This is a genomic window from Martelella mediterranea (genome assembly GCF_004342225.1).
Lineage (GTDB): Bacteria > Pseudomonadota > Alphaproteobacteria > Rhizobiales > Rhizobiaceae > Martelella > Martelella mediterranea_B.
Window position 1 is genome coordinate 1 of the sequence record NZ_SMAR01000020.1, and the last position, 25,931, is coordinate 25,931.

A 25,931-nucleotide genomic window follows, 5' to 3' on the forward strand; every position below is an offset into this window, starting at 1 on the left:
TCCGTCTATGGGCAGAAACTGGATGAGACGATGGATAAATGGCCGCTGCTGATCGACCTCGATGGCATGGTCGGGGCGGATCCGTCGAAGTGGAATGCGGTGATGGAAATCCGCACCACGGATGACGATCCGGACGCCTCAGAAGCCGTCTGGACAGACTGGCATGAGGCGGCAACCGGCGATGTCGCCGCACGGGCCTATCAGATGCGGCTGCAGCTATCATCGATCGATGAGAACATCACGCCGATCGTGGCGCGGTCGGAACTGACGGTCGACATGCCCGACCGGATTTTAAGCGGCAACAATATCGTCGTGCCGGTTGCCGGAAAGCGGATCGGTTTCGATCCGCCTTACTACGGGCTGACCGGTGTCTCGATCTCGGCGCAGGGGCTTCGCTTCGGGGATTTCTACGAGATCGCAAACAAGGATGAGAGCGGTTTTGACATCGTGTTCAAGGATCAGTCCGGAACGCCGGTCGAGCGCTCATTCGACTATGTCGCCGTTGGCTACGGAAAGGTGCATGCATGACGCAATATGAGAATGTGACGATTGATCCGACCGTCACCAATGGCTCGCAGCTTGCGGCCAATATCAACAGCTGGCGCAAGGCGGCGCTAACACTGCACAGCGGTGTCGAGCGTCCGTCTTATGCCAGTGCGGGCACAATGTGGATCAGCACGGCGTCCAGCCCATGGAGGCTTTGCGTCTATGACGGCACGGATGATGTCGTGATCGGAGAACTCAAACCGGACAGTCATGATTTTGTCAGTGCCGGTGGCACGGACTACACCAATGATCTGATGACCGCAGGCAGTGCCGCAGAGGCGCGGGATAAGCTGGGGGCGGTGGCAAGGTCTGGTGATGTGATGACCGGCTGGCTCAAAGTCGAGTTTGACAGCCCGAACCTTGCTGAGCTGAAAGCGACGGGGGCCACAGATGCGCGGCTGAGAATGCGCAGCGACAATGGTGGCAACAGTTATGTCGAGTTCGGGCAGCGGCAGGGCGGCGATGCCTATATCTGGTCGCGGGGGAGAAGCTACAATTTTAGAAGCGATGGTGCCTTGGACAACGGTTCATGGACGGTCGCCACCGACGGAAATATCAATGGCTCCATCTGGGGAAACTGGGGCAGTAACTGGGCCTACAGTGCTATCAGCAACCGCATTGAAGACCGCGCGGCGGCGCATGCGAATAACAAGGCACCGAAAGGTGCGCGTGTGAGGCATGACTCCGGCATTTACGAGATTGGAAACGTCGATCCCAACTATACCAACGTAACCGTTGATTGCCCCGGCGATATGTTTGTCACCGGTCTGCGCACGCGCACGGGCGGATGGCAGGTGTATGTCCGTGCCAAGTATGCGAGGAACTACTGATGCTGACAGCGATTTCTCCTGACAGTGCAAATGCTCTGAACCCGGATCTGGATCGTGAGGCGCTCCGCCACCTGTTGTCGCTCGCCTTTCCGGAAGCGACTGCCGATCAGGATTTTAGCACCGGTCACCTGATTGATGAGGAGACCGACCAGCGTCTCGGCTCGGCAGTGATCCTTGAATGGAACGTTGATGCGGATTTCCCGTCGCCGGATGATCTGCATGCCTTACTCGATCAGCACCGGGATGCCGTCGCGGCGTTTGTTGAAGGTCGCGAAAACCGAATGTTGCGCAACGCCGTGGATGCCGAACGCGACCGGCGCGTTGACGATGGCTTTCTGTTTGACGGTGTTCTGTATCAGTCCCGCCCCGGTGATATCGATAAAATCTCACGGTGGGCCGCGTCAGCCCGTTCCGCGCTCGAAGCCGGAGCGACCTCCGGTGACTACCGCTGGCATGGTCAGGACTATGACTTTGCATGGATCGCGGCTGATAACACCACGCACAAGCTCGATGCACAGGCCATGGTCGCACTCGGTGAGGCCGTTCTGGCGCATGAGCAGGCGCATATTCTGGCAGCCCGGCAGATCAAGGATATGGATCCGATCCCTGCCGATTACGCCAATGACAGCTACTGGCCGGACTGACCGGCACTAAATCTTCTCAAAGGACAATCGATCATGCCAATCACCACGGTATCCAGCCGGGGGCGTGCCTTTGTGCGCCTGCATGAAGGCAATCCGCTGACAGCCTATCTTGATCCGACCGGCACGCCGACCATCGGAACCGGCTTCACAATGCGCTCGCCATACTGCCGGGCGGAATTTGCAAAGCTCGGCATCAAAAAGCTTGTTCCCGGCAAAACGAAGATCACGGCAGAACAGTCAGACCAGATCCTGCGCACAGTGATCGATAACGGCTACGGCAAAGAGGTTGTTGCGCATTCACCTGAGAACCGGACGCAATATCAGATGGATGCTGCCGCAAGCGCGGCATTCAATCTCGGTGGGCGTGTCGTCAGCAAATGGCGCTTTGGCAAGCTCTGGCGGACAGGGCGGTTGAAAGAGGCCGCCGATTATCTGGCTTCGCACTACAATACCTCGAAAGGCCGAAAACTTACGGGGCTGGTCCGTCGCCGCAAAGAAGAGGCGCTCTTGTTCGAAAAGGGCATCTATACCGGTGTTTATACGGTTACGGGTGCGCCTGAAGGTGTGCCGCGCGCCGAAACGGACACTGCGCCATCGACTGGCGATCCCGTCGTTCGCGAAGTGCAGGAGATGCTGAAGAAACGCGGTTTTGATCCCGGTGCAATCGACGGCTGGCTCGGCAAGAAAACAAAGGCGGCGGTACTGGCTTATCAGACGGCGCATCCGCATCTGGTCAATGACGGCATCATCGGCCCGGCAACGATAGCCCAGCTGCGACGCGACATGAAAGCGCTGAAAGATGCAGCGGCAAAGTCCGGCCTTTCGGCGGCAGCCTCCGGCGCTGCCGCCTGGACGGCTGGCCTGCCTGTTGGCTGGATTGTCGTCGGTGTCATCGTCTTTGCGGCTCTGTGGTTCGCGTGGCGCTACCGTGATGTGATCGCACGACGGATTAATACACTGACGGGGCATGAGGTGGACGTATGATCGCCAAAATCATCACATGGCTGGTGCGGCTTGGCGCAGGCGGCATTGTCGACCGCGCCATCACGCTCATTGAAAAGCGGGCTGAACAGGAAACCGACCGGGAGAAGATCAAAGCGGATCTGACAGCGGAATATTACCGGCAGGTGATCGAGGAAACCCGCATCATGGCTGATTATAGCAAGGCCAAACTGTCATTTCCTTGGTTCTGGCTGTTCGCCAGTCTGTTCCTGTTTCCGCTGGCGCTCTGGTGGGCGGCTGTCATCCTCGACAGCGTCTTTCATTTTCCATGGACGATTGCGGATCTGCCCACACCTCAGATGCAGGCATGGGCGGGCAACATGATCCAGTGGGTGTTTTATGTCGGCTCCGGCGTGGCGGGGCTGAAAACCGTTCTGAAGGCAGGGAAATGACCGTTGAAATCGCACGCCAGCTCGGAGAGGTTCAGGGCAAGCTTGATGCCCTGATCCGCAAGGTGGATGACAACCGCTCCAGCCATGAAGAGATCCACGAACGCCTGAACACTGTCGAGCATCAGAATGAAAAGCTGATCAGCGAAAACAAAGCGCTTTCCGAACGCCTGACGGAAACCGAAACCTTTGTGGCCGATGTGCAGAAGATCAAGCAGATCGGTCGGGGCTATATCCTCGGCGCGGCCATGGCTGGCACCGGCTTCGGCGTGTGGCTATCAGATGGGATTTTGCAGCTGATCAGGACGGTGAAGGGCGGGTGAGAGGTGTGGTTCATATTTTCGAACGAAACTGCTGTTTCTGGCGGGCGATAAGAATGACTGCGTAGTGCCCTCATGTCGGCCTTTGAACATGCTCTGTCGTTTGCCCGAAATCTTCCGGTCCGCTCGCCCCTAGAGAAGGCGGAGTCTAAGCCTTTCAATTCTGCCGTTCTGATTAATGGAACCGTCCACATCGTTTTCCACTAAAGAAAGCGCCACATCTGCCTTTTTTGATGTGGTCGGCTCGAATCCGATCGCGACTTATTCAGAATGTTTGGCGGTGTAGTTTTGACGAAACAGACATTCAACGCTTCCCAGAGAAATGCGAAAGACCTAACCTTCGATCGTCGCTTTAACGCGTTCGTCAAATGTCAAGCGACCAAACGCGCCGCTGCGCCTTTCGAAAAGTTGACCCACTCGATGTAACGCTTAGCGCCGCCAGTGCCGTATTGAAGCGCAACCTCAAGTACGTCGAGGTTGGTAGAGGCGCCAACAATGCCCGTTTTGCGAACAGCAAGCGCTGATCTTTTGGATTTGTGTGCGATGAAGTTTCGAACGTGCCTAAGTTCGGCGATGGGCCAGGGTGTAACCCCGAGCTCTGCAGCAATTATTGGTTGATTCGAGACGTCAAGGCGTATGGAAGCATCAATTGCCTGTTTTGGCAGATACCAGTCCGGTTCATGCTGCCGTTTGGGATAGGACCCAATTAGCCAGTGAGCAGCTGCCTCTCTCGAAAGCAAATTAGGATGGCTTTTCGAAATGATCGGACCAGAGCGGCTTTCAAATTTGCCGGTCGCGCTGTCCAATATGAGGTTTCGGACAAAGTGCTCCCATTCAATCTGAATCTGAATGAGAGCCTTCTCAGCAGCGAATATTTGTTCTGGGGTTCTACTCGCCGTCGCATCTACCGCTGCGATAATCGCGGATAGGTGGTCGAGACGGTGGTAGAAACGAGGTAACCTACGCGCCAGAAACATCAGCTGCGATCGCCTGTACAACAGCCTCAAAACGGATTTTGCGAGAGGAGATTCTGTGCGTTGTGCTCTTTGTAGCTGCTACAAACTGAGAATGCGGCCCCTGATCGTCGGATGCGTCATCGAAAGCCTGCGCTAGGGTTGCGAGGTTGACGGAGGCTCTGTCCCAGCTAACACCTCGCCCAGCAAACTCATTCACGCCCTCAGCGACCTTCGAAACCGGCATGTACCCTTTTAAGTAGGCGACCGCAGCGAACAGAATCAAGAAATTCGGCGCGTCAAAGAAAGTAGTTTCAGAGAAGTCATTTCTTGTATGTTCTAGGATTTCGTCGATGACCTCGTCCAAACGCTCGCGGAAAGAGGTGAAGTAATCGTCGTCTTCTGACTTTTTTGCCTTGTAGTAGCGTGTGATTTGAGTTTCGCCCCCATCACTGAGGCCACGATCCAACGCGATAAACATCTCGGCTATCAATGTCGTGTTCTTTAGTCGAACAGTGTCCCGCGTAGAGACTACCTTTAACTCCCCCCAGAGGACTGCCCATTGCCGCGCTGCTTCGTATATTGTCCACTTCACCGGCTCGGAGAATTCGGCGTGCCGCAGTTCCGCAGGCGTTACCTTCACGCTGTATGAGTTTAGGCGTGCGAAGACTTCGAGAACCTCCGCGTCAGAAGCATTCACTAGCTGAACGACCGGGATACGATATGCAAGAAACTGCTCCTGATCTTCGACAGACAGATCGCGATATGTCTTGCCTTTGAAGTTTGGAGCCTTCGAGGTGAGCTTGAGACTACCCGATGCGAACTCTAGGATCGAGCGTAGTCGCTGCTGTCCATCGACGACTTCCCGCAAAGTCGTTTGCGTTTGTGGATTCAGCTTTGTGCGGAAGTAGACCTGAGGCATTGGCAGGTCATTCAAGATAGTGTCGATGAGAAAAACCTTCGCCGAGGGCGTCCAAACTGAACCTCTCTGAAATTCGGGGGCTAACACCAATTGCTTCTTGGTCTGCCATTCAATGAAGTCTGAAACAGTGTAGGTCTGCGGGATGCTTGACATGGTTGTTTCTTGCTCGAAGTGATGGAGTTTATGGTTAGCCTTTTATGGCCTCTGTTGCAATTAAAGGCTAGGCCAGATGTAAAGAATGCTCAACGCCGTCTGTCTAAACAGGTGTAGTGCGACGCATGTACCGATAGGCTTACGAACTATTCCATCTGACGCCTGTATCTTTAGAAAATGTCGAGTTCGGCTGACTGAGGTGGGGCGCCGCGCCCAAAGTGACCAGCAGCAATGGGCTGACACCGGCACTACGTCGAGTCTGGCATGAATGACCGCTTTGAGCTGAAAACCACTGTGTACTAATTCTGCGTGAGCTTCCACTTAAATGACTTTTCAGACTGAACCGAACGTGCCGCTCTCGGCCCCATTTTAGCCGCAGCTATGCACCCATAGTGCAATCAACTGTTACTACTTTTACAAATTTAGTATGCCGGCGAAGGACGAAACTTCGCCGGCTTTTTTGCTGCCCGGCATCGGGCGGCCTGCAGCCCGCCAAGGCTGCAAGCGACGGGTCCAAGTCGCCAAACATAGTCCCGTCCGGTAAGCATAGCGAATCCTCACCGCACCCGGTTGCCTGCGCAGGCAAAGCGGTGTGTGGCAGATTCGGACATATCCCACAATGCAAGGAATGATATCGGTGCGGCCTGTTTCGCCGCCTGCCGCCTATCTTGGTGGCAAAAAACGTCTCGCCAAGCGCGTTTCCTCCATCATCGAACAGACCCCGCACGACCTTTATGCAGAACCATTCGTCGGCATGGGCGGGGTTTTCTTCCGTCGCACGCTGGCGGCCCGCTGCGAGGTGGTCAATGACTATTCCGGTGACGTGACTACGCTCTTCCGGATTCTCCAGCGGCACTATCCGCAGTTTCTGGATGTGATTAGGTTTCAGCTGTCATCGCGACGAGAATTTGAGCGGCTGGCCGCCACAGATCCGTCAACGCTGACGGACCTCGAACGCGCAGCCCGCTTTCTCTACCTCCAGCGGCTGGCCTTTGGTGGAAAGATCACTGGGCGAAATTTTGGTGTCGAGCGCCACGGCCCGGCGCGCTTTGATCTGAACCGCCTCGGCCCAATTCTGGAAGAGGTGCATGAGCGCCTGTCCGGCGTCGTGATTGAAAACCTCGACTGGCGGGATTTCATAGCGCGTTATGACCGGGAGGGGGCCTTGTTCTATCTCGATCCGCCTTATTACGGATCAGAGAAAGACTATGGCAAAGACTGCTTCAGGCGCGCCGACTTTGCTGAAATGGCCGAATTGCTTTCAGGCATTAGAGGTCGTTTTATCGTCTCGCTGAATGATTGCCCGGAAGTGCGTGAAATCTTTTCGGCCTTCCAATTCGCTGATGTGAAGCTGGACTACACGGTCGGCAGCGGTGCAGCAAAACCGGTGGGTGAGGTGGTTATCCTGGATGGGCGTTGTGGGAGTAATGCCAGAAACCTGCCGCTGTTTTGAAGTTCTGACGGCTCCAGAAGCCTCGAGTTCTCACTCTATTGTGGCAGCCACGCCCAGCCTTCATATTTATCGCCTGTTTGCCTGATATGAGAGTAGCGTTTGAGTGAAACCCATGAGCGGTGGCCGGAAACGGCCGCTGCATGCGGGATGTTGTAGCCTACTTCAAACAGCCGACTGACGCCCTCGTGGCGAAGGTCATGAAAATGCAGATCATCGATACCAAGCAATCTGCAGGCCTTAGTGAAGCTGCTACTGATGGCATCAGGCGAGTAGGGGAAGATGCGTTTATCTTTTCGCGGTGCGCGCTCGATCACCTTCATTGCCGGCGCGGGCAGATCGCACCAGTTATCGTTTCCGATTTTCTGGCCGGGGTTTTTCATGTCGCGCACAAGCACACGGCTGTGCCTAGTATCAAGATCCTGCCAGACAATCCTGCATATTTCGTCTTGTCTGCGTGTTGAGAACAGCGCAAACAGCAAGATCTCGGCCATAGGCATGGATTGCGGGGTCTGTCGGTGACGCTGTTCAAAATGACTGAGTAATTTATCCAGTTCCCCAAGCGACGGGCGGCGGTCACGCTGGCGGCTTTTCGACGTCAGGCCCATTCGCTTAGCGACGGTTAACCCATCTTGCATGGCCTGCTTGTCTAGCGGATGGCCCCATGCAGGTCTTGCTATGGCAAAGATTGATGCCAGATGTGAAAGATAATTGGCGACTGTCTGGGGTTTCTTATCGAGCGAAAGCTCGCGGGCCAGCGACACAATATCTATGCTGGTTATGGCATCGCAGGCCATGTCAGCAATCTCGAAAGTTTTAAGCGACCGCAGAACCTGGGCTTTGGTTCGGCCGATTGGTGCCGCATTTTCGCGTAAATACTGCTCTATCACGTCAGAAAGTGTCACGTGACCGTGCTTTGCGCGATCAAGTCCGCCAGGCTCATAAAGGTCTCCCTCACGCTTGTTCATCCACGCGACGGCGAGCTTCTTTCGGTCAAACGTCTGGCTCTCGCTGTGGACTGTCTTGCCGTTGCGCTTTATGCGAATTTGCGCTGTGTAAGAAACTTTGCCGTTTCTGCGCTGTTTTCGTGCTGTTATGGTTCCCATTGGTGCTACACGCTTTTTAGTAATGCTACATTGTAGCACTAGCATTCTAAAAACAGTCTGAAAAGGCTCAAAATAGGACAAAAATCCTATAATAAAATGAGTGAAAAGTTGGAAAAAGCCAATAAAATCAATATTGAAGCCTCAAGGCGCTTTGCCGTTGCACCCATGATCGATTGGACGGATCGGCATTGTCGGTACTTTCATCGTCAATTGATGCAGTGCGGTCAGCTTTACACTGAGATGATTGTGGCTGATGCAATTCTTCACGGTGATCGGGAGCGGCTGCTGGGCTTTGATGCGGTTGAGCATCCCGTGGTTCTGCAAGTCGGTGGCTCAGACAGCTCAAAACTGGCGGAAGCCGCTCGCATTGGTGAAAGCTTCGGTTATGACGAAATCAATCTCAACGTCGGTTGCCCGTCTGACCGGGTCCAGTCCGGGACGTTCGGTGCCTGCCTTATGAAGTCACCCGGCGTCGTCGAAGAGGCCGTTCGGGCTATGCGTTCTGCTGTTTCTGTGCCGGTTACGGTAAAATGCCGGATTGGCGTTGACGAGCAGGAGCCTGAACAGGTTTTGCCGGACTTTGTGGCGCGTATGCGTGAAGCTGGCGCCGATGCGCTTTGGATCCATGCACGAAAAGCTTGGCTTCAGGGTCTTAGTCCGAAAGAAAATCGCACGGTTCCACCACTCGATTATGAGCTTGTCTATCGGATGAAAGCCGAAAATCCGAACTTCTTCATCGGGATCAATGGAGGCATAACCGGGCTTGAACAGGCCGGGGCGCATCTTCATAAAGTCGATGGTGTTATGCTTGGGCGTGCCGCCTATCAGACACCGGCGGTTCTGGGCGCAGTTGATCACGCGTTATTCAATGCCGCTGCGCGTCGTATCGATTACCTGCAAATCAGAGACACGATGATGGCTTATGCAGACCACTGGCTTGGACGCGGGGCAAGGCTTTCTCAGATTACCCGACATATGATTGGGTTGTTCAGCGGCCAGGCCGGGGCGCGCCGCTATCGCCAGATCCTTTCAACCGAAGCGACGAAACCGAAAGCCGGGCCTGAAGTGATCGCCGATGCATTTGATGCCGTAGACACCGGCGCCGAAACCGTGTGAGTTGCGGCGCCGGGGTGAGCTGGATTAGCTTTTGAGAGCCGAGCGTACAGCTTCGATTGCATGATCGGCCTTGCTGGCATCCGGCCCGCCGGCCTGCGCCATATCCGGGCGTCCCCCGCCACCTTTGCCGCCGAGAGCTGCAGAAGCCAGTCGTACGAGGTCGACAGACGAGTGACGGTCTGTCAGGTCCGAGGTGACGGAAACGACCACACTGGCTTTGTTATCTTCTGCCGCGCTGATGAAGACGACAACTGTGTTGGTTTTGTCTTTCTTGGCGCTGTCTGCAAGGCCTTTCAGGTCTTTCGGCGCAACGCCTGAAACCGTTTTGGCTATGAAACTGATATCGCCGATTGTTTCTGCCTCACCAGCCCCTGCGCTGCCACCGAGCGCCAGCTGTTTGCGCGCCTCGGTAAGCTCTTTTTCAAGGCTGCGCCGTTCTTCCAGAAGCGCTTCGACGCGATGGGGCACATCGTCCGGCAGAACCTTCAGCGCGCCTGCCAGCGATTTCATGCCATCGTCGCGGCGCGTGAGATAATGACGTGCATCTGTTCCCGTCAGGGCTTCGATGCGGCGCACGCCAGCCCCAACAGCGTTTTCGCCAACAATACGGATCAGACCAATTTCACCGGTTGCGTGCACATGGGTGCCACCGCAAAGCTCCAGCGAATAGGTTTTGCCCTTCTTTTCGCCGGATGTAGACGTGCCCATGGAGACAACGCGCACTTCTTCACCATATTTTTCACCGAAGAGTGCCATCGCACCTTCAGCGATTGCATCGTCTACGCTCATCAGGCGGGTGGAAACCGGCGCATTTTGCAGAACAATCTCATTGGCCATGTCTTCAACGGCTGAAAGCTCTTCCGGTGTCATCGGTTTAGGGTGCGAAATATCGAAGCGCAAACGTTCAGGTGCGACAAGAGAGCCTTTCTGGGCAACATGATCACCCAGCTTTTCGCGCAGGGCTTCGTGAATGAGATGCGTGGCGGAATGATTGGCACGAAGGCGTGCGCGGCGCGCGTGATCAACCTCAAGCGTGATCGGTTCGCCAACGCGCACAGTACCTTCTTCCACACGCGCAAAATGAACGAACAGTCCGCCATCCTTTTTCTGCGTATCTGTGACTGTAAGCTTGCCGCTTTCGGAAAACATCGTTCCGGTGTCGCCCATCTGTCCGCCGGACTCACCGTAAAACGGCGTCTGGTTGACGATGATGGCGATTTCTTCACCGGCGCTGGCGCTTTCCACCTGAGATCCGTCACGAACCAGAGCCAGAGTGACGGCTTCTGCCTTTTCGGTTTCGTAGCCCAGAAACTCGGTGGCTTCATGCTGTTCGCTCAGCTCGAACCAGACCTTTTCGGCAGCCTTGTCGCCGGAGCCTGCCCAATGAGCACGTGCCTCTTCCTTCTGACGGCGCATAGCATCCTGAAAGCCGCTCAGATCAACATGAATGCCGCGATTACGCAGGGCATCCTGCGTCAGGTCAAGCGGGAAACCATAAGTGTCGTAAAGCTTGAACGCCGTTTCGCCATCAAGGCTGTCGCCTTCCTTAAGGTCCGCACTGGCTGTATCCAGAAGCGTGAGGCCACGATCAAGGGTCTTGCGGAACCTGCCTTCTTCCAGCTTGAGCGTTTCTGAGATCAGCGCTTCGGCGCGCGTCAACACCGGATAGGCGCGACCCATTTCGTTGATCAGCACCGGAAGCAGCTTGTAGATAACAGGCTCCCGCGCACCAAGCAGCTCGGCATGGCGCATCGCACGGCGCATGATCCGGCGCAACACATAACCACGGCCTTCATTCGAAGGCAGTACGCCATCGGCAATCAGAAAGGCTGAAGAGCGAAGGTGGTCCGCGATCACGCGATGGCTGGCGCGTTGCTCACCTTCAGCCTTCACGCCCATCAGATCAACCGATGCGCTGATCAGCCTGCGGAAAAGGTCGGTGTCATAGTTGTCATGTTTGCCCTGGAGAACGGCGGCAACACGTTCCAGTCCCATCCCGGTATCAATCGATGGGCGGGGAAGATCTTCGCGCAGGTCAGCCGAAATCTGTTCATACTGCATGAAAACCAGATTCCAGATCTCGACGAAGCGGTCTCCATCTTCTTCAGGTGAGCCGGGTGGTCCGCCCCAGATATGGTCTCCATGGTCGTAAAAGATTTCAGAGCAGGGGCCACAAGGACCGGTATCACCCATCGACCAGAAATTATCCGAAGTGGCGATGCGGATGATCCGTTCTTCGGGCAAGCCGGCGATCTTTCTCCAGAAATTGAAGGCCTCCTCATCTTCATGAAAGACTGTGACCAGCAGCTTCTCTTTTGGAAGGCCAAACTCTTTGGTGATCAGTTCCCATGCCAGTGAAATCGCCTGTTCCTTGAAGTAGTCGCCAAAGGAAAAATTGCCCAGCATCTCGAAAAAGGTGTGATGACGCGCCGTATAGCCGACATTGTCGAGATCATTATGCTTGCCACCGGCGCGTACGCACTTCTGCGACGTTGTTGCCATGGAGTAGGGGCGCTGCTCGATGCCGGTAAAGACATTTTTGAATTGCACCATGCCCGCATTCGTGAACATCAGCGTCGGGTCATTGTGCGGCACAAGCGGGCTGGAAGGTACGACCTCATGTCCGTTATTCTTGAAAAAGTCGAGAAAGGTCGACCGGATATCGTTCACGCCACTCATACTTTGCCACACCCATTAGCAGTTCGTGCTGTCTTCAGCGTTTTCACTACCCGAAACGCTCCTGATGATCTTCTCAAATCAGATGTCCTGTGAAGCCTCAATGCGTTTGCGGCTTCTATCAATTTCAGAAGTATTACCGGCTTTTAGCTGCGGGCATCAGTAGTGTCCAGACAAGACAAAACAGCGACCCGTTAAAAGACGCTGTTTCGATATCCTTTTTGCCAAAAAGTTTCAAATGGAAAGCGAAACCGCCGAACTATTCCTGATTGGTGCCGGTTGCCTGATCATCATCCTCATTGTCCTCACCGGTTTCCAGGAGACCTTCTGAAAGCAGGCCGGCATTCTGCCTGAGGGCAAGTTCGATTTCTTCGGCAGTTGCTGGATTTTCCCGCAGAAATGTCTTGGCATTCTCCCGTCCCTGCCCAAGTCTCTGACTGTTGTAGGAAAACCATGAGCCTGATTTCTCGACAAGACCAGCCTTGACGCCAAGGTCAATCAGCTCACCCATCTTCGACACGCCTTCGCCATACATGATGTCGAATTCGACCTGTTTGAAAGGTGGCGCCATCTTGTTCTTCACGACTTTGACACGTGTCTGGTTGCCGACAATCTCATCCCGATCTTTGACGGAGCCGATACGGCGAATATCAAGACGAACGGATGAATAGAATTTCAGTGCGTTGCCGCCGGTGGTCGTCTCGGGGGAGCCGAACATCACGCCGATCTTCATGCGAATCTGGTTGATGAAGATGACCATGCAGTTTGAGCGTGAAATCGAGGCTGTCAGTTTGCGCAGCGCCTGGCTCATCAGGCGGGCCTGCATACCCGGAAGACTGTCGCCCATCTCACCTTCGATTTCGGCGCGCGGTGTCAAAGCCGCAACAGAGTCGATGACAATGACATCAAGAGCGCCAGAACGGACAAGCGTGTCGGTAATTTCGAGCGCCTGCTCACCGGTATCGGGCTGCGAAATCAGAAGGTCATGCAGATCAACACCAAGCTTGCGGGCGTATACAGGGTCAAGGGCGTGCTCGGCATCAACAAAGCCACAAATGCCACCGTTTTTCTGAGCTTCAGCGATAGTCTGGAGAGCAAGGGTCGTTTTGCCTGAGCTTTCCGGGCCGTAAATTTCAATAATCCGGCCCTTGGGCAGGCCGCCAATGCCAAGAGCGATATCAAGCCCAAGCGAGCCGGTCGACACGGTTTCGATTTCAACGACGCTGTCCTGAGCGCCGAGTTTCATGATTGAGCCCTTGCCGAACGAACGTTCGATCTGGGAAAGTGCTGCTTCGAGCGCTTTGCTTTTATTCACTGATTTTTCCTCGACGAGTCGGAGTGAATTCTGTGCCATCAATTTTATCCCTTGTTGCCGCCGCCGCCTAGACGGTCCCGTTAACTGAATTCAATGTACTGCATTTGTTCTCATCGCGCAATAGGTGATGAAGATCATGATAATAATACAAGAATTGCTTTATGTTCTTCTTTTGTTTAGTTTGGGGATGAGTGTATTGAAGGTCTTCTGACGACGGCAGATGTTCGGGAGATTCGGTCGCGGCAGCTTAAAACACCATTCACATAGTGCTACTTCTCAGGAAAGGGTTGCAGTTCTTGTTTTCGCGATATAAACATATCTTTATATCTTGATGGTGGTGGGCGATGGTGCAGTTCGGACTTGAGCATATGGTAGACGTTTTGAAAGCGGTAGGCGAGCCTACGCGCTTGAGGTTGCTGGCTCTGCTTTCGGCCGGTGACCTGACCGTCTCTGATCTCACTGACATTCTGGGGCAGTCCCAGCCGCGGATTTCACGGCATCTGAAGCTCCTGGGAGAGGCCGGTCTGATAGACCGCTATCAGGAGGGAGCATGGGCCTATTTTCGCCTGAAGGAGGAGGGCGGCGGTGTCCATCTCGTGCGTCAGCTTCTTGGAAACGCCTCGAATGATGATCCCATCCTCAAGCGTGATACCGGGCGCCTTGTCGCCGTAAAGCAGGCGCGGGCTGAGCTGGCACAGGCCTATTTTGCGCGCCATGCCGGTGAATGGGATGAAATGCGACGCCTGCAAATCTCTGAAACGGAAGTGGAAAACTGCCTTGTAGAGCTGGTTGGCCGCAAGCCGGTTCAAAGTCTGCTTGATCTTGGAACCGGCACAGGCCGGATGTTATTGTTGTTGAAGGACATCTATCGCCGCGCGGTTGGGGTCGATGCCAGCCGCGATATGCTGGCGGTTGCCCGTGCCAATCTGGATGCAGAAGGTCTGACCCGTGCGGTCGTGCGGCTTGGCGATATTTTAAATCTGCCACTGGAAAACGAAGATTTCGATCTCGTGATCGTTCATCAGGTCCTGCATTTTCTGGAGCATCCGGAGGTTGCGCTGGTGGAAGCTGCGCGGGTTCTGCGGCCTGGTGGCCGGCTGGTGGTGGTTGATTTCGCTCCGCATGATCTGGAGTATTTGCGTGCTGAACACGCCCATCTGCGGCTTGGCTTCTCACATAAGGCTATGGCCGACTGGATGAAAGGCGCGGGTCTGGAAGTCGACCGCGTCGTAGACCTGCCATTTTCCGGAGCTGAACAGCGTTCTCTGACCGTCACTGTCTGGCTCGCGCATGATCCGCGTATGTTGATTGCCGGAGACCGTGAAAATAACCTTGCGAGGAGTGCCTGAGGTATGACCGAGACACCCGTTTTTCGTGGTGAGAACCGCGCTTTTACGTTTTCTTTCGAGTTCTTTCCGCCGAAGAATGCCGATGCCGAGGCTTCGCTCTGGCATAGTATTCAGGCTCTTTCTGTTTATGAGCCGGAATTCGTGTCCGTCACCTATGGGGCCGGGGCCTCAAGCCGTGCGCCAACCTTTGCAGTGGTTCAGCGCCTGTTGAAGGAGACCCGTCTTCCAACGGCCTCACATATGACCGTGGTGAAATCGACGCGCGAGGAAACAAACGAAACAATCCATCAGTTTCGCGATGCTGGTGTGAAGCGCTTTGTCGCTTTGCGTGGGGATCCGCCCGGTGGTGTCGGATCGGCCTATTCACCTTTTCCCGGCGGTTATGAGAACGCCGCTGATCTGGTCCGCGGACTGAAAACGATCGGCGACTTCGATATCTCGGTTTCGGCTTATCCCGAAAAGCACCCCGAAAGTGCTGACCGTGCCGCCGATATCGCGATGCTGAAGGCCAAGGCGGACAATGGTGCTGACAGGGCATTGACGCAGTTTTTCTTCGACAATGACGTCTTTGAAGACTACCTGAACGCTGTGCGCCGTTCCGGGGTATCGATACCGGTTCTGCCTGGCATCATGCCCATTCAGAATCTAAGACAGCTTAAAAACTTTGCAGCCATGTGTGGCGCCAATATTCCTGCCTTTGTTGAGAAGCGGTTTGAAGGTCTGGATGATGACGCGGAGGGGCGTTTCGAAGTGGCCGCTGATCTGGCCGCTGAGCAGATCCAGGGGCTTCTGGACCGGGGTATTAACGATCTTCATTTTTATACAATGAACCGGTCAAAGCTCATGATCGCCGTGCTTGAGCGCCTTGGCGTTCAGGCTCCCCGGCCCGCGGCGGGCGCATCTTCTGCCACGGGCGTGATGCAGCGGGCCTGATCCGAACCGCCGCATCACCGTTTCAATCGGCCATGGCCTGTTCGTACTTTGCCGAAAGTTCCAGCCACTCTTCTTCAATCCTGGCAAGCTCTGCCGCCGCGTTCGCGCGGGCCTGTGCCATGACCTTTGCCTTTTCGGGCGCCTTTTCATAGAGCGCCGGATCGGCGAGATCGCCGTCGAGTTTGGCAATGATATCTTCGATTTTGGCCGTCTTTTTCTCCGCCGCGTCGATTTTCTTTTTCAGTGGTGCAAGAGCTGAGCGTTTTTCAGCAGCCGTTTTTCGCTGTCCGGATTTCGAGGCATTGTCCTCATCGCCGCTTTTATTCTTCGACGATTTTGTTTTACCGCCCAATACGATGAGCGCACGATAATCCTCCATGTCGCCATCATAGCTCTTCACCGTACCGTCATGCACCAGCCATAGCCGGTCAACGGTCGCCTCGATCAGATGGCGATCATGCGAGATCAGAATGACTGCGCCGGGATAGTCATTCAGTGCTTCGATGAGGGCGCGACGGCTGTCGATATCCAGATGGTTGGTCGGCTCATCAAGGATCAGCAGGTTCGGCGCATCAAAGGCCGCGAGCCCCATCAGCAGGCGGGCCTTTTCACCGCCGGACAGATCTTTCGCCAGTGTATCCATCTTGGCTGTTGCCAGCCCCATCTGCGCCACCCGGGCGCGCACCTTGGCTTCCGGTGCAGCTGGCATCAGCTTGCGAACATGATCCACGGCGGATTCATTCGGCACCAGATCATCAATCTGGTGCTGGGCAAAAAAACCGGTTTTCAGGTTGGGCGCGATCTTCAGCGAGCCTGCCTGCGCTGCCAGACGGCCGGAGATGAATTTTGCGAATGTGGACTTTCCGTTACCGTTTGCGCCTAAAAGCGCAATCCGGTCATCGTTGTCGATCCTTAGATTGATATCGGAGAGGATCGGTTTGTCAGGCTGATAGCCGACAACACCGTTTTCAATCGCGATGATCGGGGAGGCAGGCTGTTTTTCCGGCTCAGGAAATGTAAAGCCCTGAACATGATCCTCAATGACCGCGGAAACGGTTCCCATTTTCTCCAGCGCCTTGATGCGGCTTTGAGCTTGTCTGGCCTTTGAGGCCTTGGCCTTGAAGCGGTCAACAAAGCTTTGAAGATGCTTGCGCTTCGCGTCACTCTTGGCTTTTGCCTTCATCTGAAGCTCATCAGCTTCGACCTTCTGGCGCTCAAACTGATCGTATGAGCCGCGATAGAAAGTGAGTTTCTTCTGATCGAGATGGATGATTGCATTGGCTGCTGTGTTCAGAAGATCGCGGTCATGGGAAATGATCAGCACGCTGTAGGGGTAGCGGCGAATATAGTCTTCAAGCCAGAGCGTGCCTTCCAGATCGAGGTAGTTGGTTGGCTCATCCAGAAGCAGGAGGTCCGGCTCGGAAAACAGCACGGCAGCCAGCGCAACGCGCATTCGCCATCCGCCCGAAAACGAAGAGGCTGGTCGCTTTTGCGCCTCGGAGTCGAAACCAAGCCCCGAAAGGATTGCGCCGGCTCTGGCTTCGGCGGAATGTGCGTTGATATCAACGAGCCGTGTCTGGATTTCCGCAATGCGATGCGGGTCGTCTGCCGTTTCGGATTCGTCCAGCAGTGCGGCGCGTTCCTTGTCTGCTTTGAGAACAATGTCAATCAGCGGTTCTTCTGTTCCGGGCGCTTCCTGCGCCACCTGACCGATCCGCGCCTTTTTAGGAATACTGACGCTTCCGGTTTCCGGCGTCAGATCTCCGGTAACAACACGAAATAAGGTTGATTTGCCCGCACCATTGCGGCCCACCAGCCCGGCTTTCATACCTTCGGGGATGGTTGCGGATGCGTGCTCAATCAAAAGTCGCCCGGCAATACGGACGGAAAGGTCTGAAATCGTAATCATGGAAGCGGTTTTGTCTGAAAGATAAGCCGTTGGCAAGACGCGGCTGCTTCCCACGCTGTTGAAGGGCATTATTCTCCGTTGGCATCACGTCTGTCTCAGGCGAACGGTGTGCCACTTTCAGAGCGCAGGAAATAGATCAGATCCAGCTCCAGCGAGGGCTGTCCCATCATCGTGAACATCATATGGAGTTGCCCGCGATGATGTGTCTGATGATTGAAGAAGTGCGCAAGCGCCTTTTCAAGGCTGTCAGTGTAAAATTCCGGAGGATTGCCACGCTGGTAGGAAAACGTTCCTTTCAGTTGCTCAGGTGTGAGAGCATCAACAAAACTGATGATCCTGCGATCTTCAGCTTCACGTGCCAGCCGCAGATCCTTGAGGTCTTCGTGTAAAATGGTATCAAGCTTGGCAGGACCGGTGTTCTGGCCCGAAAAACGGGCCATCCAGACTTTATCAGCATAGAGAATGTGGTTGAGTGTGCCCTGAATTGAGCGAAAAAACGCTCCGAGGTCACGGGTGAAATCTTCATAGGCGATGCTGCTGGCGGCGCTGTAAACGCGGGTATTGGCCCAGCTGTTATAGGCGGCAAACATCCGATAGTGTTGCAACATGACTTTCTCCCTGATTTGACAGCTGATTATACCCGGTAAAAAGCCCTTGGGGGCGTGATTTTTTCTGATATCCGGCATGAACAAATATCATGCATGGAGACGACCGCGCCTCTTCTCGGTTTCCAGAATACGGACAGCGTCAAGACGGGAGATCGGCGCGCGGTCATTGTCTGGAATGTCGCCTGAAAGCTGCAACGCCAGATAACGGCCGCAGCAGACCCTCAGAAAGGATGTGAAATTGCCACGGTCATGGCCTGTTTCAACGGATTCACGATAAAGCTTTGTGATCAGTTGCGTGATATTCATATCATCGCGCGCGCCGATTTCACCAAGGATGTTCCAGAAAAAGCGTTCAAGTCTGACACTTGTGACCATACCATCAATGCGGATGGACCGTGTCGCACTTTCCCACAATGCAGGATCGGCTTCTATGAAAAGTCTGCACATAAATTCCTCCTCCTTTTAGAGTGAGGCAGTATAGTTCAGCGGCACGTCCTGCAAAAGGCGCATGCCGCTGAACAGTCCGTGTTCAGCCGTTCAGAACAGCCATAAACTGAGACAACCAGGCCGGGTGAGCCGGCCACGCTGGCGCGGTGACGAGGTTGCCGTCCGTTACAGCCTCATGAACAGCGATATCGGCATAATGCCCGCCCGCCAGTTTGACCTCCGGCGCGCAGGCCGGATAGGCCGAACAGGTGCGTCCGCTCAGCACACCTGCAGCGGCGAGTATCTGAGCGCCATGACAAATGGCGGCCACTGGCTTTCCTGTGTCGAAGAAATGTTTAACCATTGAGAGGACGTTGTGATCCAGCCTCAGATACTCCGGTGCGCGACCGCCCGGAATGACGAGCGCATCATAGCTGGTAACGTCGATGGCGTCGAAATCTGCCGTCAGGGCAAAGCGATGACCGGGCTTTTCCGAATAAGTCTGGTCTCCGAGAAAGTCATGAATTGCGGTTGGAACGCTGTCACCGGCTTTCTTGTCTGGACATACTGCATCGACACTGTGACCAACGGCCAGAAGCGTCTGAAACGGAACCATGGTTTCATAATCTTCCGTGAAATCGCCTGTAATCATCAGGATTTTCTTTGCTGCCATTGTTTCCTCCTCATAATGACGAGGATCAAGTTTAGCAGCTTTCGATACGGTGCAGGTATTAATGAGGTACTACGCCGTCAGGCAACTGTTCGATAACAATCGGGCCGGTTATCTTGAATTTTGCCGGGATGTTTCCAACCTTGAAATGAATGATGGGAGTTTTGTCATGAGCCGTATTCTATACACCCTTTGTGGTGCTGACAGTAATATTCCTTTTTCTCCGCATTGCTGGAAGGTCGTTCTTGCTCTCAGGCATAAAGGATTATCATTCCAGGAGCGACCGGTCCGTTTCACGGAGATAGCGAGCGTGGAAAACGGATTTTCCAAAACGGTGCCGGTTCTTAAAGATGGTGATAAACTGGTGGCCGACAGTTTTGCGATAGCCCTTTATCTGGAGCAGACCTATCCGGAACGACCGTCTCTGTTTAAGGGGGAGGGTGGACTGTCGATGGCGCGCTTCATTGAAGCCTGGTCGGCAGCCACACTGCACCCTGCCATTACCCGTATCGCGGTAAAGCAAATTCATGACATGCTCGCCCCGGGAGATCAGGCATATTTTCGCTCCAGCCGCGAAAAGCGGCTTGGTGCGACACTGGAAGAAATCGCAACCGGGCGCGAAGCCGAGATGGCGGCCTTTCCCGAAAAGCTTACCCCCTTGCGCACTATGCTGACGTTCCAGCCATTTCTGGGCGGGCATGAGCCACTGTTCGCGGACTATATTGTTTTCGGTGCCCTTCAATGGGCCGCGCAAACCGGCAACCGTGCCTTGCTGGATCCTAATGATCCGGTGACCAACTGGTTTGAGCGCTGCGCAGAATTCGCCAGCGACCAGCTGGCGATCTGAACATCTTGCAATCAACTGAAATTCCCTGTTCCGGCAGGCTTTTCTTTTTGTCGGAACACATTTATACACCGGCCTAATTTCGTTTAACCCGATTTGCCAAAGGACGAATGATATGGCGATTGAACGCACTTTTTCCATGATCAAGCCCGATGCCACCAAGCGCAACCTGACTGGTGCCATCACCAAGATTTTCGAGGAAAACGGCCTTCGTGTCGTCGCCTCCAAGCGCGTCTGGATGGCACGCCGTGAAGCCGAAGCGTTTTACGCTGAGCACAAAGAACGTCCGTTCTTCGGTGAGCTTGTTGACTTCATGAGCTCCGGCCCGACCATCGTTCAGGTTCTCGAAGGCGAAAATGCAATCGCGAAAAACCGTGAGATCATGGGTGCGACCAATCCGGAAAAAGCTGACGAAGGCACGATCCGCAAGCTGTTCGCGCTTTCCATGGGCGAGAATTCTGTTCATGGTTCGGACGCTCCGGAAACGGCTGCCCGTGAAATCGGTTTCTGGTTCTCCGAAACCGAAATCGTCGGTTAATACCGGATTTGAAGCTGCGCCTTTTGTGCCGCGGCTTTGAAGACCTTTGAAAATAAACGAAAGGCCCGTGCTCAGTCGCGGGCCTTTTGCATTCTCACGATTTATAAGGGGCAGATTCAGCTTGTCCGGTTTTTGAGCCGTTCTGCGGCACGCTCACAGGCTGAACGGCGGCTGGACTGGAACATGTGCAGACGTGCACGCACGGAGTTGACTATTTCCGGCGGTGCGGTGCGCGGTGAGCCGCAATTATACGGCGGCTCAGGATCATATTCCATTTGCAGCTGTATCTGCTGTGCGGTTGTCTTGTCCGTCAGCGATTCAACGACCTGAAGCGCAAAGTCAATGCCTGACGTCACGCCTGCGCCAGTGATGCGGTTGCGGTCACGCACAACGCGCTCGTTGACCGGCGTTGCCCCGAACAATTCAAGCTGGTCGATTGAGGTCCAGTGGCATGTTGCACGGTAACCATCAAGAAGGCCGGCAGCACCCAGCACCAGAGATCCGGTGCAGACTGACGTCACAAGCTTGCAGCCCGGAGCAATACGGCGCAGAAAGTTCAGCGTCTCATCATCATCCATCAACGCCACCTGTCCGGGGCCGCCGGGCACGCAGATGATATCGAGTTCCTTGCATTGGCCGAATGTCGTGTTCGGCAGGATGCGCAAACCGCGATCAACGATCACCGGATCGAGGTTCTTCCACAAAAGCTTGATTTCTGCACCGGGAACGCGGTTTAAAACATCCGCAGGACCAAACAGATCGAGCTGCGTCAGCCCTGGATACATCAGCATTCCGATTTTGAGCGAAGAGGCATTGTCTGCCATTAGGTTCCCTCGTTTTGTTCAGGCGGTGCCCAGGGGAAGGTTTCCCTTTGAAACGACTCGCCGCGAGCCGTTTAAACGATTGGGTCACGCCTCGTGAAAGGATAGACATTCTCTACGTTTGAACAAGCTTTGTTTCGCCAAACTTTGAGGCGTTTTTATTGCCAGCGTTCGTGCGCCTGATTGTCGCTCTCGCGGGCTGAAACCCACGTGCCTTCTGTGCCATCCTTCAGGTGCTCTTTCTTCCAGAAGGGAGCATCTGTCTTTAGGAAATCCATCACAAACGAAGCGCCTTCGAATGCAGCCTGTCGATGTGTCGCGGCAGCGATCACTGTCACGATATTTTCACCGGGTGAAAGGCGTCCGTAGCGGTGGATGACGACCAGTCCCTGCAGTGCGAAACGCTCGGTGGCCCGGTCGCAGATCCTGCGGATTTCGGCTTCCGCCATACCGGGATAGTGTTCAAGCTCCAGCGCCTCAAGGCATTCGCCGTCGTCGCGGCAGTGGCCGGTAAACGTCACTGTTGCGCCGATATCGCAGCGCTTTTCGGTCAGCGCTCTGACTTCGGCGCTGATGTCGAAGTCTTCCCTTTGAATACGAACATCCGTTTTCGGTGCTTTGCGCATGATCAGCCGCCCGTCATCGGGGGGAAAAGTGCGATCTCACTGGCATTGCGAACGGGTTCATCATGCTCGGCATGGGCCTTGTCGAGCGCAACGCGGATAATCTCGGGCTCAAAGAGCGCAAGCTCATATTCTTCGCCGCGTTGTCTAAGAAATGCGAGCAGTTCTGAAACTGTGGTCACGTTTTCCGGCAACGCTATTTCTTCTTCGCTAAGGCCAATCCGCTCGCGCACCCATGCGAAATAGACAAGTTTTGTCATGTTTCTGCCTCCACAACATGTTTCAGTCCGGCGCGGAAATAGTCGTAGCCGGTATACATCGTCAAAACGGCCGCGACCCAAAGAAGGACAATGCCGAGGTTTGTCGTAAACGGCATGACCTTATCGCCAGCAGGACCGGCCAGAAGCAGTCCGATGGCGATCATCTGGAATGTTGTTTTCCACTTTGCAATCCGCGTAACCGGCACTGAGACCTTCAGGCCAGCAAGATACTCACGTAAGCCGGAGACAAGAACTTCCCGGCAGAGAATAATGATTGCCGCCCACAGCGACCAGCCCGCAATGGTGCGTTCAACGTCAGCGGCCAGCAAGAGCAGGCAGACTGAAACCAGCAGTTTATCGGCGATGGGATCCAGCATTCGCCCGATATTTGAAGTCTGGTTCCAGGCCCGCGCAAGATAGCCATCCAGAAAGTCCGTGAGTGAGGCGACGATGAAGATCGTCAGGGCTGCCCACCGGGCGCTGTCTGAGCTGGAAAGTTTTCCTTCCAGGAAGAAGCATAGAACGATCAGTGGAACAGCGAGAATGCGCCCATAGGTCAGAAGATTTGGGAGATTGTAGACTTTTGATGCCATGGTGCCATTCCATATGTTTGCACCGGCCCGGCGGCGACGGACAGGCAAGTGTTCTTGGCTTACAAATTGCGTTGAATATACGCCTAAGGTCAATCCGGTGAAGTGTTAAACCTCTGTCACAATAAACCGATGTTCTCGCTTGATCAGCCGTTTCCTTCATGAAAATGATTGTAGATCAGTTTAGCCATCGCCTGACTGATACCCTCTACAGCACTTAAATCGGTCAGATCGGCGCGTGAAACCGCTTTGGCCGAGCCAAAGTGCTGAAGCAATGCGCGTTTGCGCGATGGACCAATGCCCGCGATCTCATCCAGAGGGTTTTTCACCATCTCCTTCTTGCGGCGCGCGCGGTGAGACCCGATGGCAAAGCGATGCGCCTCATCACGCAAACGCTGGATGAAATAAAGAACCGGATCACGCGGGGGCAAGGCAAAATCTGTGCGGCCATCCATGAAAAACCTTTCACGGCCCGCTTCCCGGTCAGCACCTTTGGCAACACCAATGGCGGTGACGGCATTGCGAATACCCAGTTCGTCGAGGATGGCGCGTACTGCTGTCATTTGTCCCTGTCCACCATCGATCAGGATAACGTCGGGCCATGCCGGAAAGCCAGCATCCTCGTCGCTTTCCGGTTGCTGAATGCGGTCTGGAATTCCGTGTTCCTTGATCAGGCGGGAAAAGCGGCGGGTCATCACCTCGCGCATCATGCCGAAGTCATCGCCGGGGGTGATGTCGGTCGACTTGATGTTGAACTTGCGATATTGCGCTTTCACAAAGCCTTCTGGCCCGGCGACCACCATGCCGCCAACAGCATTTGTGCCCATGATGTGGGAGTTGTCATAGATTTCGATCCGGCGCGGCGGCCGATCAAGGCCGAATGTTTCGGCAAAACCTTCCAGAAGGCGGGCCTGCGTTGCGGTTTCCGCCAGTTTTCGGCCATGAGCCTCGCGGGCATTGGACACGACCTGATCCACGGTTTCGCGCTTCTCGCCGCGTTTTGGAACGAGAATATGAACCCGGCGTTCCGCACGCTCAGAAAGTGCCATTTCCAGAAGGGACTGTTCTTCAATATCCTCTGAAAGCAGAATCTGTTTTGGTACCGGTTTGTCATCATAAAACTGAGCCAGAAAGGCGTTCAGGATTTCGGCACTGCCCAGCGATGGGTCAGTCTTGGGGAAGTAGGCACGATTGCCCCAGTTCTGTCCGGTTCGGAAGAAGAATACCTGTATGCAGCAAAGCCCGCCTTCATTGTGGATTGCGAACACATCCGCTTCTTCAATACCAGACGGATTGACGCTTTGATGGCCAAGAACATGCGAAAGCGCCGAAAGCCGGTCACGGTAAACAGCAGCGCGTTCAAAGTCGAGGTCTTCTGAAGCCTCGTTCATCTGGCGGGCAAGGTCGGAATGCACCTGCTTGCTTTTGCCTGAAAGAAAACGGCACGCTTCATCGACAAGTTCGTTGTAGTCGGCTTCAGAAATCTCGCCGGTGCATGGGCCAGCGCAACGCTTGATCTGATAGAGCAGGCAAGGGCGTGTCCGGCTTTCATAAACACTGTCAGTGCATGAGCGGATCAGAAAAGCACGCTGCATTGCATTGATTGTTCTGCCGACGGCGCTGGCGGAGGCAAACGGCCCGAAATAGTCACCTTTCCTGGCCCGTGCACCACGGTGTTTGAACAGCGCTGGTGCCTCGTGATCACGCGTGATCAGGATATAGGGAAAAGATTTGTCATCGCGAAGCAGAACGTTAAATCGAGGGCGTAACCTCTTGATAAGATTTGCTTCAAGAAGCAGTGCTTCCGTCTCTGTTCGCGTGTTGACGAACTCCATATGCGCGGTCTGAGTAATCATCCGCGTGATGCGGTTGGAGTGGCCGCGCCCCTGCGCATAGTTTGTAACGCGCTTCTTTAAAGAACGGGCCTTGCCGACATAAAGAACATCGCCATTCTCATTGAACATGCGGTAGACACCGGGGCTGTTCGGCAGGTGTTTGACGAACTCACCAATCAGAGCTGCGCCTTTGAGGGCGTGCTTTTCAACGCGACCGTCATTCCAGATGATGCGGTCGGCTTCCACCGATGCAAGGCTCTCCGAAGCGTCAGGCAGGTCCGTGTCCTTCTCGTCATACAATATGCCGCCGTCAGAGGGCGTCTTGCGCGTCATTCATTAATACCCGTTACGTCTGGTGTTTCCCAGGCAAGATGTTGACCGCCATCAAGTGCGATCATCTGTCCCGTGAGCGATGGTGTTTCATATAGATAGCGAATCGTTTGGCCGATTTCAGCAATTTCGGGGCCACGTCTTAAGATAAGCCGATCAACCTGGCTTTGGAAATCGGCATCGTTTTGCCTGCTGTTCTTCATTGTGGGGCCGGGGCCAATTGCATTGACGCGTATACGCGGAGCGAGCGCTTGAGCCATGGTCTGTGTGGCCGTCCATAGCGTGCTTTTCGAGAGCGTATAGGTGAAGAAGTTTGGTGTAAGCGCCCAGATCCGCTGGTCAATCATATTCACGATCAGCCCATTCCCATCTTCAGGCAATTGCCGGGCAAAGGCTTCGGAAAGCAGTAGCGGTGCTTTGACGTGAATTGCAAAATGCTCATCGAAGTTTTCCATGTCGATCTGGCTGACAGAGTCATTTCGGAAAACCGAGGCATTGTTGACCAACAGGTCAATTGGTCCCATGGCAGCGTTGACGTAATCAATCAGCCCGCAAGCCTGCTCATGGATCCCCAGATCCGCTTCGAAGACCTTTGCCCTGTGGCCTGCATCCGTCAGCTTTGACACCAGTTTTTGAGCTTCATCCCGGGATTGATTGGCATGAACGGCCACAGAAAAGCCACACTCCGCCAGCGTTTGGGCAATGCCTGCGCCAAGTCTTCTGGCGCTCCCGGTAACGAGAGCCGTCTTATATCGCGTCATATGCTGGTATCT

The 25,931-nt window shown here is 54.6% G+C and carries 26 protein-coding genes and 1 pseudogene; 12 read left to right on the top strand and 15 right to left on the bottom strand.

The window, feature by feature from the left end; genetic code table 11:
* From EDC90_RS12930 to EDC90_RS12955, 6 genes and pseudogenes are all read left to right on the top strand, one after another.
* A pseudogene (locus EDC90_RS12930) lies at positions 1-528 on the top strand (host specificity factor TipJ family phage tail protein); the annotation flags it as partial.
* On the top strand, positions 525-1,376 hold the full coding sequence (locus tag EDC90_RS12935) for a hypothetical protein (RefSeq protein ID WP_132312253.1): 852 nt from the start codon (positions 525-527) through the stop codon (positions 1,374-1,376). The pseudogene EDC90_RS12930 and the gene EDC90_RS12935, both read left to right, overlap by 4 nt.
* Positions 1,376-2,020 carry a DUF4376 domain-containing protein gene (locus EDC90_RS12940; RefSeq protein ID WP_165972837.1) on the top strand — a complete coding sequence of 215 codons (645 nt, stop codon included), beginning with the start codon at positions 1,376-1,378 and terminating at the stop codon, positions 2,018-2,020. The genes EDC90_RS12935 and EDC90_RS12940 overlap by 1 nt, the downstream gene beginning before the upstream one ends.
* A 33-nt stretch (positions 2,021-2,053) precedes the next feature.
* Positions 2,054-3,004, top strand: coding sequence for a glycoside hydrolase family protein (locus EDC90_RS12945; protein ID WP_132312257.1), 951 nt, complete (start codon positions 2,054-2,056; stop codon positions 3,002-3,004).
* Positions 3,001-3,414: a hypothetical protein gene (locus EDC90_RS12950; RefSeq protein WP_132312259.1), complete on the top strand. Its 414-nt coding sequence runs from the start codon at positions 3,001-3,003 to the stop codon at positions 3,412-3,414. The genes EDC90_RS12945 and EDC90_RS12950 overlap by 4 nt, the downstream gene beginning before the upstream one ends.
* Positions 3,411-3,734 (top strand): hypothetical protein, encoded by a 324-nt coding sequence (locus EDC90_RS12955; RefSeq protein WP_132312261.1) that lies wholly within the window; start codon positions 3,411-3,413, stop codon positions 3,732-3,734. Before EDC90_RS12950 ends, EDC90_RS12955 begins: the two co-directional genes overlap by 4 nt.
* 368 nt (positions 3,735-4,102) lie before the next feature.
* On the opposite strand, the gene EDC90_RS12960 is transcribed toward EDC90_RS12955, so the two are convergent.
* Together EDC90_RS12960 and EDC90_RS12965 are read right to left on the bottom strand one after the other, a co-directional pair.
* Positions 4,103-4,708 (bottom strand): hypothetical protein, encoded by a 606-nt coding sequence (locus EDC90_RS12960; RefSeq protein ID WP_132312263.1) that lies wholly within the window; start codon positions 4,706-4,708, stop codon positions 4,103-4,105.
* Entirely contained in the window at positions 4,692-5,759 is a 1,068-nt protein-coding gene (locus EDC90_RS12965; protein ID WP_132312265.1) for a DUF262 domain-containing protein, read from the bottom strand. Before EDC90_RS12965 ends, EDC90_RS12960 begins: the two co-directional genes overlap by 17 nt.
* Before the next feature lie 628 nt (positions 5,760-6,387).
* Here EDC90_RS12965 and EDC90_RS12970 point away from each other — a divergent pair.
* Complete coding sequence (locus EDC90_RS12970) at positions 6,388-7,212, top strand: DNA adenine methylase (protein WP_207903909.1); 825 nt, start codon at positions 6,388-6,390, stop codon at positions 7,210-7,212.
* Positions 7,213-7,247: 35 nt separating this feature from the next.
* Here the strand turns inward: EDC90_RS12970 and EDC90_RS12975 are convergent, their stop codons facing one another.
* A complete protein-coding gene (locus tag EDC90_RS12975; RefSeq protein WP_132312404.1) occupies positions 7,248-8,315 on the bottom strand; it encodes a site-specific integrase in 1,068 nt (355 codons plus the stop codon).
* Between the two features lie 96 nt (positions 8,316-8,411).
* On the opposite strand from EDC90_RS12975, the gene dusA reads away from it, so the two are divergent.
* Positions 8,412-9,431 carry a tRNA dihydrouridine(20/20a) synthase DusA gene (dusA, locus tag EDC90_RS12980; protein WP_132312269.1) on the top strand — a complete coding sequence of 340 codons (1,020 nt, stop codon included), beginning with the start codon at positions 8,412-8,414 and terminating at the stop codon, positions 9,429-9,431.
* Between the two features lie 24 nt (positions 9,432-9,455).
* Here the strand turns inward: dusA and alaS are convergent, their stop codons facing one another.
* Entirely contained in the window at positions 9,456-12,110 is a 2,655-nt protein-coding gene (alaS, locus tag EDC90_RS12985) for an alanine--tRNA ligase (RefSeq protein ID WP_132312271.1), read from the bottom strand.
* 256 nt (positions 12,111-12,366) lie between these two features.
* Entirely contained in the window at positions 12,367-13,461 is a 1,095-nt protein-coding gene (gene recA, locus EDC90_RS12990; RefSeq protein WP_132312273.1) for a recombinase RecA, read from the bottom strand.
* 305 nt (positions 13,462-13,766) lie between these two features.
* Between recA and EDC90_RS12995 the strand changes: the two genes are divergently transcribed.
* Entirely contained in the window at positions 13,767-14,771 is a 1,005-nt protein-coding gene (locus EDC90_RS12995; RefSeq protein ID WP_132312275.1) for an ArsR/SmtB family transcription factor, read from the top strand.
* Positions 14,772-14,774: 3 nt separating this feature from the next.
* Entirely contained in the window at positions 14,775-15,704 is a 930-nt protein-coding gene (gene metF, locus EDC90_RS13000; RefSeq protein WP_132312277.1) for a methylenetetrahydrofolate reductase [NAD(P)H], read from the top strand.
* 22 nt (positions 15,705-15,726) lie between these two features.
* Here the strand turns inward: metF and EDC90_RS13005 are convergent, their stop codons facing one another.
* The 4 genes from EDC90_RS13005 to EDC90_RS13020 form a co-directional block, all read right to left on the bottom strand.
* Positions 15,727-17,613: an ABC-F family ATP-binding cassette domain-containing protein gene (locus tag EDC90_RS13005; protein WP_132312407.1), complete on the bottom strand. Its 1,887-nt coding sequence runs from the start codon at positions 17,611-17,613 to the stop codon at positions 15,727-15,729.
* Between the two features lie 95 nt (positions 17,614-17,708).
* Positions 17,709-18,221, bottom strand: coding sequence for a DinB family protein (locus EDC90_RS13010; RefSeq protein ID WP_132312279.1), 513 nt, complete (start codon positions 18,219-18,221; stop codon positions 17,709-17,711).
* An 87-nt stretch (positions 18,222-18,308) separates the two neighbouring features.
* Positions 18,309-18,668 (bottom strand): ribbon-helix-helix domain-containing protein, encoded by a 360-nt coding sequence (locus EDC90_RS13015; protein ID WP_132312281.1) that lies wholly within the window; start codon positions 18,666-18,668, stop codon positions 18,309-18,311.
* Between the two features lie 82 nt (positions 18,669-18,750).
* A complete protein-coding gene (locus tag EDC90_RS13020) occupies positions 18,751-19,320 on the bottom strand; it encodes a DJ-1/PfpI family protein (protein ID WP_132312283.1) in 570 nt (189 codons plus the stop codon).
* Positions 19,321-19,486: 166 nt separating this feature from the next.
* Here EDC90_RS13020 and EDC90_RS13025 point away from each other — a divergent pair, with 166 nt between their 5' ends.
* Together EDC90_RS13025 and ndk are read left to right on the top strand one after the other, a co-directional pair.
* Complete coding sequence (locus EDC90_RS13025; RefSeq protein ID WP_132312285.1) at positions 19,487-20,164, top strand: glutathione S-transferase family protein; 678 nt, start codon at positions 19,487-19,489, stop codon at positions 20,162-20,164.
* A 112-nt stretch (positions 20,165-20,276) separates the two neighbouring features.
* Complete coding sequence (ndk, locus tag EDC90_RS13030; protein ID WP_132312287.1) at positions 20,277-20,699, top strand: nucleoside-diphosphate kinase; 423 nt, start codon at positions 20,277-20,279, stop codon at positions 20,697-20,699.
* A 116-nt stretch (positions 20,700-20,815) separates the two neighbouring features.
* On the opposite strand, the gene EDC90_RS13035 is transcribed toward ndk, so the two are convergent.
* From EDC90_RS13035 to EDC90_RS13060, 6 genes are all read right to left on the bottom strand, one after another.
* Positions 20,816-21,523, bottom strand: a complete 708-nt coding sequence (locus EDC90_RS13035) for a DJ-1/PfpI family protein (RefSeq protein ID WP_132312289.1) — start codon at positions 21,521-21,523, stop codon at positions 20,816-20,818.
* Positions 21,524-21,678: 155 nt separating this feature from the next.
* Positions 21,679-22,146, bottom strand: a complete 468-nt coding sequence (locus EDC90_RS13040; protein WP_132312290.1) for a molybdenum cofactor biosynthesis protein MoaE — start codon at positions 22,144-22,146, stop codon at positions 21,679-21,681.
* 2 nt (positions 22,147-22,148) lie between these two features.
* Positions 22,149-22,403 (bottom strand): molybdopterin converting factor subunit 1, encoded by a 255-nt coding sequence (moaD, locus tag EDC90_RS13045; RefSeq protein ID WP_132312291.1) that lies wholly within the window; start codon positions 22,401-22,403, stop codon positions 22,149-22,151.
* Positions 22,400-22,996 carry a CDP-diacylglycerol--glycerol-3-phosphate 3-phosphatidyltransferase gene (gene pgsA / locus EDC90_RS13050; RefSeq protein WP_132312292.1) on the bottom strand — a complete coding sequence of 199 codons (597 nt, stop codon included), beginning with the start codon at positions 22,994-22,996 and terminating at the stop codon, positions 22,400-22,402. Before pgsA ends, moaD begins: the two co-directional genes overlap by 4 nt.
* Positions 22,997-23,139: 143 nt before the next feature.
* Positions 23,140-25,161, bottom strand: a complete 2,022-nt coding sequence (uvrC, locus tag EDC90_RS13055) for an excinuclease ABC subunit UvrC (protein ID WP_132312294.1) — start codon at positions 25,159-25,161, stop codon at positions 23,140-23,142.
* Positions 25,158-25,919 (bottom strand): SDR family oxidoreductase, encoded by a 762-nt coding sequence (locus tag EDC90_RS13060; RefSeq protein WP_132312296.1) that lies wholly within the window; start codon positions 25,917-25,919, stop codon positions 25,158-25,160. The genes uvrC and EDC90_RS13060 overlap by 4 nt, the downstream gene beginning before the upstream one ends.
* Positions 25,920-25,931: the final 12 nt, after the last annotated feature.

What these genes read in the sequence shown, in the direction of transcription:
- dusA (WP_132312269.1), top strand. Translation starts at nt 8,412, where the DNA reads ATGAGTGAAAAGTTGGAAAAAGCCAATAAAATCAATATTGAAGCCTCA.
- EDC90_RS12940 (WP_165972837.1), top strand. Translation starts at nt 1,376, where the DNA reads ATGCTGACAGCGATTTCTCCTGACAGTGCAAATGCTCTGAACCCGGAT.
- EDC90_RS12970 (WP_207903909.1), top strand. Translation starts at nt 6,388, where the DNA reads ATGATATCGGTGCGGCCTGTTTCGCCGCCTGCCGCCTATCTTGGTGGC.
- moaD (WP_132312291.1), bottom strand. Translation starts at nt 22,403, where the DNA reads ATGACAAAACTTGTCTATTTCGCATGGGTGCGCGAGCGGATTGGCCTT.
- EDC90_RS13060 (WP_132312296.1), bottom strand. Translation starts at nt 25,919, where the DNA reads ATGACGCGATATAAGACGGCTCTCGTTACCGGGAGCGCCAGAAGACTT.
- EDC90_RS13040 (WP_132312290.1), bottom strand. Translation starts at nt 22,146, where the DNA reads ATGCGCAAAGCACCGAAAACGGATGTTCGTATTCAAAGGGAAGACTTC.
- EDC90_RS13005 (WP_132312407.1), bottom strand. Translation starts at nt 17,613, where the DNA reads ATGATTACGATTTCAGACCTTTCCGTCCGTATTGCCGGGCGACTTTTG.
- EDC90_RS13035 (WP_132312289.1), bottom strand. Translation starts at nt 21,523, where the DNA reads ATGGCAGACAATGCCTCTTCGCTCAAAATCGGAATGCTGATGTATCCA.
- recA (WP_132312273.1), bottom strand. Translation starts at nt 13,461, where the DNA reads ATGGCACAGAATTCACTCCGACTCGTCGAGGAAAAATCAGTGAATAAA.
- EDC90_RS12955 (WP_132312261.1), top strand. Translation starts at nt 3,411, where the DNA reads ATGACCGTTGAAATCGCACGCCAGCTCGGAGAGGTTCAGGGCAAGCTT.
- alaS (WP_132312271.1), bottom strand. Translation starts at nt 12,110, where the DNA reads ATGAGTGGCGTGAACGATATCCGGTCGACCTTTCTCGACTTTTTCAAG.
- EDC90_RS12945 (WP_132312257.1), top strand. Translation starts at nt 2,054, where the DNA reads ATGCCAATCACCACGGTATCCAGCCGGGGGCGTGCCTTTGTGCGCCTG.
- EDC90_RS13020 (WP_132312283.1), bottom strand. Translation starts at nt 19,320, where the DNA reads ATGGCAGCAAAGAAAATCCTGATGATTACAGGCGATTTCACGGAAGAT.
- EDC90_RS12960 (WP_132312263.1), bottom strand. Translation starts at nt 4,708, where the DNA reads ATGTTTCTGGCGCGTAGGTTACCTCGTTTCTACCACCGTCTCGACCAC.
- EDC90_RS12935 (WP_132312253.1), top strand. Translation starts at nt 525, where the DNA reads ATGACGCAATATGAGAATGTGACGATTGATCCGACCGTCACCAATGGC.
- EDC90_RS13010 (WP_132312279.1), bottom strand. Translation starts at nt 18,221, where the DNA reads ATGTTGCAACACTATCGGATGTTTGCCGCCTATAACAGCTGGGCCAAT.
- uvrC (WP_132312294.1), bottom strand. Translation starts at nt 25,161, where the DNA reads ATGACGCGCAAGACGCCCTCTGACGGCGGCATATTGTATGACGAGAAG.
- ndk (WP_132312287.1), top strand. Translation starts at nt 20,277, where the DNA reads ATGGCGATTGAACGCACTTTTTCCATGATCAAGCCCGATGCCACCAAG.
- pgsA (WP_132312292.1), bottom strand. Translation starts at nt 22,996, where the DNA reads ATGGCATCAAAAGTCTACAATCTCCCAAATCTTCTGACCTATGGGCGC.
- EDC90_RS12965 (WP_132312265.1), bottom strand. Translation starts at nt 5,759, where the DNA reads ATGTCAAGCATCCCGCAGACCTACACTGTTTCAGACTTCATTGAATGG.
- metF (WP_132312277.1), top strand. Translation starts at nt 14,775, where the DNA reads ATGACCGAGACACCCGTTTTTCGTGGTGAGAACCGCGCTTTTACGTTT.
- EDC90_RS13015 (WP_132312281.1), bottom strand. Translation starts at nt 18,668, where the DNA reads ATGTGCAGACTTTTCATAGAAGCCGATCCTGCATTGTGGGAAAGTGCG.
- EDC90_RS12995 (WP_132312275.1), top strand. Translation starts at nt 13,767, where the DNA reads ATGGTGCAGTTCGGACTTGAGCATATGGTAGACGTTTTGAAAGCGGTA.
- EDC90_RS12975 (WP_132312404.1), bottom strand. Translation starts at nt 8,315, where the DNA reads ATGGGAACCATAACAGCACGAAAACAGCGCAGAAACGGCAAAGTTTCT.
- EDC90_RS13025 (WP_132312285.1), top strand. Translation starts at nt 19,487, where the DNA reads ATGAGCCGTATTCTATACACCCTTTGTGGTGCTGACAGTAATATTCCT.
- EDC90_RS12950 (WP_132312259.1), top strand. Translation starts at nt 3,001, where the DNA reads ATGATCGCCAAAATCATCACATGGCTGGTGCGGCTTGGCGCAGGCGGC.